At 63.0% G+C, this 9,660-nt stretch carries 10 protein-coding genes and 1 pseudogene; 4 read left to right on the plus strand and 7 right to left on the minus strand.

Annotated elements, in window-relative coordinates:
- A pseudogene (locus E5W87_RS30345) lies at positions 1 to 282 on the plus strand (ABC transporter ATP-binding protein); the annotation flags it as partial.
- 45 nt (positions 283 to 327) lie between these two features.
- Here E5W87_RS30345 and E5W87_RS30350 read toward each other — a convergent pair.
- From E5W87_RS30350 to E5W87_RS30360, 3 genes are all read right to left on the minus strand, one after another.
- Positions 328 to 2,295, minus strand: a complete 1,968-nt coding sequence (locus E5W87_RS30350; protein ID WP_292406074.1) for an acyltransferase family protein — start codon at positions 2,293 to 2,295, stop codon at positions 328 to 330.
- Positions 2,296 to 2,598: 303 nt separating this feature from the next.
- Positions 2,599 to 2,961: an SPW repeat protein gene (locus E5W87_RS30355; protein WP_292406077.1), complete on the minus strand. Its 363-nt coding sequence runs from the start codon at positions 2,959 to 2,961 to the stop codon at positions 2,599 to 2,601.
- A 252-nt stretch (positions 2,962 to 3,213) separates the two neighbouring features.
- Positions 3,214 to 3,435, minus strand: a complete 222-nt coding sequence (locus E5W87_RS30360; protein WP_292406080.1) for an alkylphosphonate utilization protein — start codon at positions 3,433 to 3,435, stop codon at positions 3,214 to 3,216.
- A 144-nt stretch (positions 3,436 to 3,579) separates the two neighbouring features.
- Between E5W87_RS30360 and E5W87_RS30365 the strand changes: the two genes are divergently transcribed.
- Complete coding sequence (locus E5W87_RS30365; RefSeq protein ID WP_292406083.1) at positions 3,580 to 3,933, plus strand: cupin domain-containing protein; 354 nt, start codon at positions 3,580 to 3,582, stop codon at positions 3,931 to 3,933.
- Between the two features lie 181 nt (positions 3,934 to 4,114).
- Here E5W87_RS30365 and E5W87_RS30370 read toward each other — a convergent pair whose 3' ends face one another.
- Both E5W87_RS30370 and E5W87_RS30375 read right to left on the minus strand, forming a co-directional pair.
- The gene (locus E5W87_RS30370) at positions 4,115 to 4,345 is read right to left on the minus strand and encodes a hypothetical protein (protein WP_292406087.1); all 231 of its coding nucleotides are present in this window, start codon (positions 4,343 to 4,345) and stop codon (positions 4,115 to 4,117) included.
- Positions 4,346 to 4,603: 258 nt separating this feature from the next.
- Positions 4,604 to 4,861: a hypothetical protein gene (locus tag E5W87_RS30375; protein ID WP_292406090.1), complete on the minus strand. Its 258-nt coding sequence runs from the start codon at positions 4,859 to 4,861 to the stop codon at positions 4,604 to 4,606.
- A gap of 311 nt (positions 4,862 to 5,172) precedes the next feature.
- Between E5W87_RS30375 and E5W87_RS30380 the strand changes: the two genes are divergently transcribed.
- Entirely contained in the window at positions 5,173 to 6,105 is a 933-nt protein-coding gene (locus E5W87_RS30380) for a hypothetical protein (RefSeq protein ID WP_292406093.1), read from the plus strand.
- Positions 6,106 to 6,311: 206 nt separating this feature from the next.
- Positions 6,312 to 8,300 (plus strand): AI-2E family transporter, encoded by a 1,989-nt coding sequence (locus tag E5W87_RS30385; RefSeq protein ID WP_292406096.1) that lies wholly within the window; start codon positions 6,312 to 6,314, stop codon positions 8,298 to 8,300.
- A gap of 15 nt (positions 8,301 to 8,315) precedes the next feature.
- On the opposite strand, the gene E5W87_RS30390 is transcribed toward E5W87_RS30385, so the two are convergent.
- Positions 8,316 to 9,245 (minus strand): phosphatidate cytidylyltransferase, encoded by a 930-nt coding sequence (locus tag E5W87_RS30390; protein ID WP_292406098.1) that lies wholly within the window; start codon positions 9,243 to 9,245, stop codon positions 8,316 to 8,318.
- Between the two features lie 15 nt (positions 9,246 to 9,260).
- Positions 9,261 to 9,660 (minus strand): lysophospholipid acyltransferase family protein (locus tag E5W87_RS30395; protein ID WP_292406101.1); only part of this gene is annotated, 400 nt, incomplete at its 5' end.

The raw sequence follows: 9,660 nt of genomic DNA on the forward strand, positions 1-9,660 counted from the left end.
CTGCTGCTCGACGAGCCGCTAGGCGCGCTCGACGCCATGACCAAGATCGGCATGCAAGAGGAGCTGGCGCGCATCTGGAGTGAGGAGAACGTCACGATGGTCATGGTCACCCATGATCTGGAGGAAGCGATCTATCTTGCGGACAGGGTGCTGATCCTGCCCAGGGAGAAAGGCGGCACTGCACGGCTGGTCGAGGTTGAACTGCCGCGCCCCCGCGATCGCAGCGAAAGCCGGTTCGTGCGCTATCGCGAAGACCTGCTGCGTGAGTTTGGCTTGCACTGAGAGCGGGCACTGAGACAGCGGGTGAAAGCGCATCTTGCGTCGTTCTTACTTCTCCGCCGCCAGCTGCGAAAACAGGGCGCGCTCGACCGGCGGCTCCAGCGTTTGCGCAAAGGGCGTCGCCATGTGGTGGCGGTCGCGGTAGGCGAGCTTGCCGTCGATGAAGACATGGCAGGTCTTGGCGTCGCAGAACCGGTCGGTCATGTCGACATAGGTCGCGTTGGGGACGGCGCGCACGATGTCGCGCTCCACTGCGGCCACGGCGTCGTTGGCGGCGTCGCTCCGCGGCGCGTCACATACCGATGGCGTCTGTCCCCGCCACAGCGCGCGGGCTACGCAGGTGTCGACGAACATGCCGTTGAACGGCACGTCGCGGATGAAGGCGACTTTCAGCCCGGCCTGGCTGAACGCCTCCAGCGTCGCGCGCAGGCCGGCCCGCCAGTCCTGATCCAGGCTGTCGGATTCCTGCGCGTCGGGCGACAGTTTGCGCGAACTCGTCAGCGAGATCTCCGAGATCACCACCAGGCTCGGGCGCAGCGCGATGATCTCCTTGATCGATTGCTCGCGCCATTGATCGCACTCGGTGTAGTCGCGCTTCAGCTTCGAGCTCCAGACCGTCAGCCGCGAGGCCCGGCAGGCGGATTTGAGCCAGGTGACGACCTTGTAGTTGTTCTTCGTTGCCGCCTCGATCAGCGGCGTCGACCAATGGTCGGCATGCGAATCGCCGAACAGCGCGATCGAGTGCTCGGCATTCTTGGCGCCGAACTCGCAGGCCTTCGGCGTGACGGTCTCGTAGTCGAGAACGCAGCCTACCTTGGCGCGGGCGGTGGAAGGCTGTGCGGCGGTTTCGGCGATGATGCGTTGTGAAGGGTCGAGATCGTGCACGGCAAGGCGTGCATTGGCATAGGTCGCCACCACGCTGGCGCCGGTCAGCATTGCGGCGGGGACAAGCGCGCGCGCCGCGTTCGCCATCAGCCAGCCGTTGCGGCGGATCGGGTTCTCGATGAAATTATAGGTGAAGATCGACAGCGCCAGCGTCAATGCCGCGCAGGCAAGCCGCCCGGGCCAGGAGAGGTCGGGAACCATCATCGTCGCATAGACGATGACCGGCCAGTGCCAGAGATAGAGCGAGTAGGAAAGTTTCCCCACCCATTGCAACGGCGGCAGCGCCAGCATGGCGCTGGGCCCACTTTGGACATTATCGGAACCGCTGAGCAGCAGGAGCACGGCGCCGGCCACCGGCACCAGTGCCATCACGCCGGGGAAGGGGGTGTCCTGCTCGCTGAAGGTTAGATAGGCGCCGGCGATCAGCGCCAGGCCAAGCCAGGCCAGCGCTGCGCCCAGTTGCGGGCGCTCCCTCCAGAATTTTGCCGGCGCCATCGTCGCCAGGCCGCCGGCGGCGAATTCCCAGGCCCTAAGCGGCGAGAAATAGAAGGCCCAGGGCTGCGCCACGGTGGTGAGCCAGGCGCAGACGGCGAACGACACCGCGCCGACGATCCCGATCACCAGGATTGCCGTGCGCTTGCCCGGGCGCAGCCATGCGGCCAGCAGAAGCAGCCCAGGCCATACGAGATAGAACTGCTCCTCGACCGAGAGCGACCAGAAGTGGATGAAGGGGTTGTTCGCCGCATCGGGGGCGAAATAGTCGAGCGACCAGCGGATCAGCCAGAAATTGATCGCATAGGCCGAGGCGAACATGGCGCCTTTCGAATAGAGCGCCTGTTCGTCCGGCGACAGGATGAAGTAGCCCGCGACCAGCGTGACGAGAATGACGAACAGCGAGGCCGGCAGCAGGCGCCGGGCGCGTCTTGCATAGAACCGCCACAGGTTCAGCCGGCCGTCCTCGGCGATTTCGCGCAGCAACTGACCGGTGATCAGATAGCCGGAGATGACGAAGAAGATGTCGACGCCTGTGAAGCCGCCCGGCAGGTCCGACAGGCCGAAATGGAACGCGACGACGCCCGACACCGCCAGCGCACGCAGCCCTTCGATATCAGGCCGGAACGATGCTGACACGGCAAAACCTCGCGTAGGTCGTTGAAAAAGCCCACCCGTTGCGAAGACTCGACGCGATGCGCAGATATTGCAATGCAACAAATCTAACGCAGTGCAACATAAGTGGAGGTTCGCGGCGTGCAGCGCGGTGTGCGCGTCGGCGTGTACATCAGGAGCGCCGCGCCAGCGCCGCCGTCTGCTTGCACTGCGGCGGCCGACTTTGAGCACAAGTAGAAAGTTGGCCCGGCTTGCGGGCCTGCGTACCAATCTCAGGCTTTGGAAGAGCCCGCCGCTCGCGCGCCGGGCTCCCTTGGTCGTCACCAATCACGCATGCGCTGGCGGATGATGACGGGAGTCCCAGACCGCCCAGGCCGATGCCGCAACCACCAGCACGCCGAGGACAATATGGGTCGCCATCGCGTTGGCGTTCGCCATGAAGCCGAGCAGCCAGGGCGAAACAATCAGCCAGAGCCCGACGACAAGATTTACCCATTCTTCCCACTCGGCGAATACCGAAAGCGCCGTGATAGCCAAAGCACCGAGCACAACGCCTGCGATCCAGGCGTTCCACGCAGGATTGATTTCAGCAGCGAAGCCGAGTACCCAGGGTGAGATGAACAGGCAGACCGCAAGGATCAGGTTGATCCAATCCTGGGCCTTCTTTCCTTCCATCACGTTGTTTGCCATGACAACCTCCACAGATGAAGTTTGACCAAAGCACTACGTCGCGTGCAACGCACGCTTAGTCATTGATATATTGCGCTTTCGACGGCCTTCAAGGAGCGGCCCTGCGCGGTCATGGCGTCGTCGTTTCGCATCGCAGCGATGCCGTGTCTGCCATTTGCCTGCGCAATTCAGAAGCGCCGATTCCCGGAGGCTTCCGTTTGCAAGGTCGGGGAGCCCGCGCAGGTCATGGGGGAAGGCGGCGTCCTCAGCCGATCACGCCTTCTTCAGGAATTCGGTTTTCAGCACCAGGCCCTTCACCTGCTTGGTGTTGCATTCGATCTCGCCCGGATTGCCGGTGAGGCGAATGTTCTTCACCAGCGTGCCGCGCTTGATCGTTTCCGACGTGCCCTTGACCTTCAAATCCTTGATCAGGGTCACGGAATCGCCCTCGTTCAGCTGGGCGCCGTTGCTGTCTCTTACAATCGCGTCTGTCATATCGGTTCTTTCATGGGGCCGGTCCACGGACTATCCGGCGGATGGCGGCCAGGTCAAGCATGCCGGGCACCCACGTTGCCCATATCAGGTGCTTCGGCTATTGACCGACAGCCAATGCCGGCACAGGTCAAACGGAGCCCGACCATGACAGCGAAGACCATCCTCAAATTCGGCGCGGTCGAAAACGCAGAGGCGGGCGATCTCGCGGGCTGGGTTGTGGTCGACGGCAACCCAACCATGAAGACCGCCGTCCAGCACACTACCGAGGACGGCAAGGTCATGTCGGGAACATGGCAGGCTACCCCCGGCACCTACCACGCAACCTACAGCGACTATGAATTCGTGCACATGATATCAGGCCGCATCGTCATCACGCCCGATGGAGGCGCGCCCGCCGAAGTCGGTCCCGGCGATGCCTTCGTGGTCGAGGCCGATTTCAAGGGAACGTGGAAGATCATCGAGCCGGTGACGAAGCATTTCGTCGTCAGGATCGGCTGAGGCTGGAGGCGAGCCTAGCAATCCTGTCACGGCCTGACGCGCCGCCGCCAAACCTGTCGACCCCGGGGCCTGTCGATCCCCGGGGCCTGTCGATCCCCGGGGCCTGTCGATCCCGGGCGCCGCAAGCGTGGCACGGTCGAAATAAAAGATAGAGCCCCATCCATTAGGGATGGATGAAACTCTAGAAATTGAAATAGATCGCCGGCGGATACGGACTGGGCACATTCTTGCCGGCCGGCGCCGCCATGGCACCAGACGACGCGGCGATCCCGCCGGTGGACTTATCGTCGAGCAGCGGCCGGCTTTTCTCGGCTGTGGCCGCTTTGGCATCGGTGATAACGACTTTCGTTTTAGCCTCAACGGCTTGCGACAGTGCGAGCACAGCGAGCAGTGCAGACAGGGCAAGTTTCATGATGGGGTCCCTCTATGGTTAACGTAAGGTTAACCCCAGTCGCCGGCCCGAACACGGCCGCTGTGTGGAACGGCGTGGAATTCTGCGGAATTCCTGGAATATAGCTTGTGGAAAAGTGCGGGCCGCGGAAAACGGAGCAGGTGCGGATGCGCGTTCGGCTCGCAGCCGCATTGGGCGGGCCGAGACCTGGAGCGGCGCGGCCGAACACCGACATCCAGCCGCGCTTAGCTCAATGTCGCGGCCAACCCCGGTGCGAGATCAATCCTTGAAGCCGGTGGAGTCGAGCAGGGCGACCTGCTTGCCGTCGATGTAAAAGCGTATGACGTGCGCGCCGCCGTCGACCTCGATGCGCGTCGGCTCAATGGCCGGCTTTGCCTGCTTGCCATATGTCGCCGCCGCGCGCGAGCCGGCAGCAGCTCGCGACGGTCCGTTCGGCCCGAAGGTTAGAAGCAGCAGTGCGGCGGATCCAGCCGCAACCGCGGTGAAGGAGATTTTGGGAGAAGCATTCCAGGACATCGAATTATTCCTTCCTTGTTGAGGCGGCATCTTGTGCTGGTTGCGAGAACTCGGCTTCGCCGTCGTTCAAATGACTGAGGAAGGGGGTTGGTATTCAAGTCTACATAGCGGGAGTTCCACATGATTTGCCCTTGCCGTCCGCGACCTTAGCGCCGCTCGCTGGGGCGAAAAGGGCAGGCGCGTGGAACGGCGTGGAATTCTGCGGATTTCCTGGATTATCGACTTTAGGAGATGTCCGGCCCGCGATGAATGCGGTGGGAGCAAGTGCTGGCACATGTTATGCCTTGCGGTGGCATAAAGGGGCAGGTGGGATGGCACAGCATATCGCGCAGAAGTTACGGCTGACTGTGGCTTTGCTGGGAACCGTCAGCCGCAAGGACCTTGCGGCGGCGTTCCGGAACGTCAACCCGAACACGGCGTTCGATCTCGGCCGTGCCGACAAATGGCTGCAAGGCCGCGCCCAGCCACGCCAGCTCAGCGTCTACGACGATTGGTCGAAGCTTCTTAAGCTGGAGCAGTCCGGCGCCTGGATCGCCCAAAGCGACCTGCCAGGCTTCACCGCGGCGATCTGCGCCCGACACGGCATCGACAGGACGGAACTGGAACGCCGCGCCGGCGCGCAGTTCGAGGCATCATCTGGGCATGAGGAGCGAAGCCTCGGATTGGCCCTTGCCGGAACCTACGCATGCTATTCGCATGCTCTGTCGCCCTATTATCGCGGCCAGCTGATCAGGGGCAGCCTGTCGATAGAGACCGGGCCGGGCCCGCACGGGCTGACCGCCGCCTATCGCGAGGTGTTGCCGACCGGGCAACTGCTGGTCGGCGGACCGGTGACCCCGACAAAACGCGGACTTTATGCATTTCTGAAGGAAACCGACGGCGATGCCCATTTCTTCCTCTGCCTGTTCCCACAGTCGCGGCCGGGAAGCGTGCTTGGCGGCTATATGTGCGGCGGCGCCATCATCGGCCCGGAGCCGCAGCCGTCTCTGACCAGGATCCTAATCGTCCGCTTGCGCGATCCAACGCCCGAGGCATGGGGCGGATATCTGCCGCCTGACGGGTCGATCGCTAGGGATTTGGCATCACTCGGGCTGACCATCGAGCAGCCGGAAGCGGTCGATCGGCAGCTGGCGCAATTCCTCGTCGCGGACAGCAAGGACGGTGGTGCCAGCCAGATCCCGCCCGCCGAGTTTCGCGCCATTCTCGACGTGTTCGACCGTCATTGGCTGCGCCATTCGGGCTAGGCTGGAGCTCGCCTTCTGCCTCTGCGGAACCGATCACTACGTCAGTTGTTGTGTCCGGCGACCAAAGCGACCGTCCGGCTGTCCAGTTGGGCCGCCAAGCGCCCGCCCTTGCCGCTCGCGTCTTCGAACTCGCCGGCGCGAAGAAGCGAACGTTGCACGCCGGCTCAACATGCCCGATCATGGCTATGGCAGGGCGGAGGTATCAAGTGGCGGCCAATCGTCGAAACGGCATGCACCCCGCCGAGCCCGGGGTGATGGGCGTTGTTTCCTCTGCCAGAACCCTCCCGCGCATGTCACTGCCCACCGTCGCGACTGTCGTGGCGGCGGTTGCGGCCCTGTATTTCGGGCGCGAGGTTTTCCTGCCGATCGCAATCGCACTGCTGCTAACATTTGCGCTCGTGCCCATGGTTTCGGCACTCAAACGAGTCGGCCTTCCCCGTCTCCCGGCCGTCATCGCCAGCGTGCTGAGTGCATTCACGGTCCTCGCGCTATTCTCCTTCATTGTCGCAACGCAGGTCAGCGAACTGGCGCAGAACATCCCGCTTTACCAGTCGAATATCCTGACCAAGGTCCGATCCCTGAAGGAGACCGGCATCGGCGGAGGCATCATCGCCAGGCTGAGCGGGGTGATCGAAAGCGTTGGCCAGGAACTCGACAGGCAGGAAGCCCCACCGCCCGCCGCAGATGAGCCAGAGCGCGAGCCGGTGCCTGTCGAGATCATCGCGCGCGAAAGGCCGCTCCAGGTTCTTCAGAACCTGATCGGGCCGCTGATCAGCCCGCTGGCATCGGCCGGCCTGATCATCGTCGTCGTCATCTTCATGCTGCTCGAGCGCGAGGACCTGCGCGATCGTTTCATACGCCTCGTCGGGTACGGCGATCTTCATCGGACCACCGAGGCGCTCCAGGAAGCGGGCAAACGGGTCGGCCGATATCTGCTCATGCAATTGGTGGTGAACATCGTCTATGCCGTGCCGATTGCATTCGGGCTTTGGGTTCTCGGCATACCCAATGCACTGCTGTGGGGATTGCTGGCGTTGGCGCTGCGCTTTGTTCCCTATATCGGCCCGATCATTGGTGCGTTGCTGCCTTTGTTCCTGGCGCTTGCCGTGGCTCCCGGCTGGTCGCTCGTGCTGTGGACCGCCGGGCTGTTCGTGGCCATGGAAATGATAACCGGCAACGTGGTCGAACCGTGGCTCTACGGTTCACGAACCGGGCTTTCACCATTGGCCATCATCGTTGCGGCTATCTTCTGGACCTGGCTCTGGGGCCCGCTGGGCCTCGTTCTGTCGACGCCGCTCACCGTCTGTCTCGTCGTGCTTGGCAGGCACGTGCCGCAGTTCGAATTCCTCGACGTTCTGTTCGGCAACGAACCCGTGCTCGAACCCCATGCTCGGCTCTACCAACGGCTGTTGGCCGGTGATCCAGAGGAAGCCACAGATCACGCCGAGGAGATCTTGGAGGAAAAATATCTGTTCGAATTCTATGCCAAGGTCGCCATTCCCGCACTTCTGCTAGGCGAACAGGATCGCGTGCGGGGCGTCATGGGCGATGAGCAAAGACGGCAGGTGGCGGCCAGTGCGCAGACGCTGGTGGCGAACCTCGACGACAGCGCACAGGAAGAAGCAGAGGAGGAAGACCCAGCCGCCGCCGAGGAAACCGGCTCGCGCAAGGACAAGGAGACTCAAGGGGAAGGTGAGGACGACATCGAGTTGCCTGATGGCACGGACATCGCGGTGGTGTGCGCCGGCGGACGCGGCGAACTCGACGATGCCGCAGCCGCCATGCTGGCGCAGGTGCTCGAAGTCCAGGGCGCAACGATATCGAAGGTGAGCTTTGCCGATATTGATCCGGCGAGCATTCGCCGGCTCGAGCTCGACGCTGTCGACACCGTTGTGGTCGGCTTTCTGAACCGCGACTCTGTCAAGCACGCCCGTTTCCTGGTTCGTCGGCTGAAACGTATCAAAAGGGCGCTACGGGTGGGCATCGTGTTCTGGTCGGAGGACGGCGACGCCAGCGAGACAGCCGTCAAACCGGCCAATGACATCAACGCCGATTTTGTGGCGTACGGCATGGTCGAAGCCGTTCTGGGCGCGTTGTCGAGAGATCCGCCGGTTGCGCTGAAGGTCGCTGCCAAGCGCCGCATGCGCCGCCGGCCGCCGGCCGCCAAGAAAGCGCCGCTTGCGGCTGCAAAATAAGGCTGTAGTTCGCTGTCACGTCCAGAAATAGCGCACGGTGTGAAAGAAAACCGGGGCGGCGAAGACCAGGCTGTCGGCGCGGTCCATCATGCCGCCATGGCCCTCGATCAGATGGCCCCAGTCCTTCACCCCCTGATCGCGCTTGATGGCGGAGGCGACTAGCCCGCCGAGGAATCCCATCAGGCAGGCGATGAAGGCGACACTGGCTGCCTGGAGCGGCGAGAACGGCGTCAGGAACGATAGCAGCGCGCCAAGCAGGCTCGACGTCGCCAGCCCGCCGACCAGGCCCTCCCAGGTCTTCGACGGCGACACCTTCGGCGACATCAGATGCCTGCCGAACAGCTTGCCGAAGATGTATTGCAGAACGTCGCTGCCTTGCACGGTGATGATCAGAAAGGCAATCAGCAGCAAATTGCGGCCTTCGAAGCCGGGCACCTCGAGCGTCAGCAGCGCCGGCACGTGGCTGACGCAGTAGACCGAGATCATGACGGCCCATTGCTGCGCCGAGACACGCTCGAGAAAGCGTTCGGTATCGCCGTGCAGCGCGGTGATCGCCGGCATCAGCAGAAAGCAGTAAACCGGGATGAATATGGTGAAGAGGCCGTACCAGGCGGTCCACACCAGCCAGTACTGGAACGGGATGATGATGCCGAACATGCCGAGCAGCACCCAGTGGTCGCTGCGGCGACTGTGCGTCAAAGTCACGAATTCGCGCAGCGCCGCAAACGAGATCAGCGCGAACAGGATGGTCATGCCGGAGCGGCCGAAGAAGAAGGCGACGGTGATCGCCACGACCATCACCCACCAGGCGTTGATGCGCTGGTTGAGGTTGATCAGCGTCGGGGACAGCGGCTTCGGCGCGCGCCACGCCATGATGCCGGCGACCAGGCTTGCCGTGGTCAGCACCGCAGCGAGGCCGACAACCAGAATGAGGGTTTCGTGCATTATCGGCATCTTGTTCTAATCGTCTCTTAGAGCATCGTGCGTTGGCGGGCGGGGGTTCAGCGCAAGCAGTGTTTGGCGGGCGCGGTCGAGAAAGGCGCGGCGTTCCTCGCCGGGCGCAATGGCGATCGGCGCGCCGAAGACGACGCGGCAGAGCAGCGGCACCGGCACGAACTGGCCCTTGGGCAGCACCCGCGACATGTTCTCGATCCAGCAGGGGATGAGTTCGACGTCGGGCCGCGCCATCGACAGATTGTAGAGGCCGGAACGGAACGGCAGCAGCGGCTGGTCGGTCATATTGCGCGTGCCTTCGGGAAAGATGATCAGCGAATGGCCCTCGTCGAGCACCGACAGCATGATCGAAATCGGATTCTGTGCCTCATCGGTCCACTGCCGGTGAATGAGCACGGAGGACAGC

Origin of the sequence: Mesorhizobium sp., assembly GCF_004962925.1 — a bacterium.
Classification (GTDB): domain Bacteria; phylum Pseudomonadota; class Alphaproteobacteria; order Rhizobiales; family Rhizobiaceae; genus Mesorhizobium.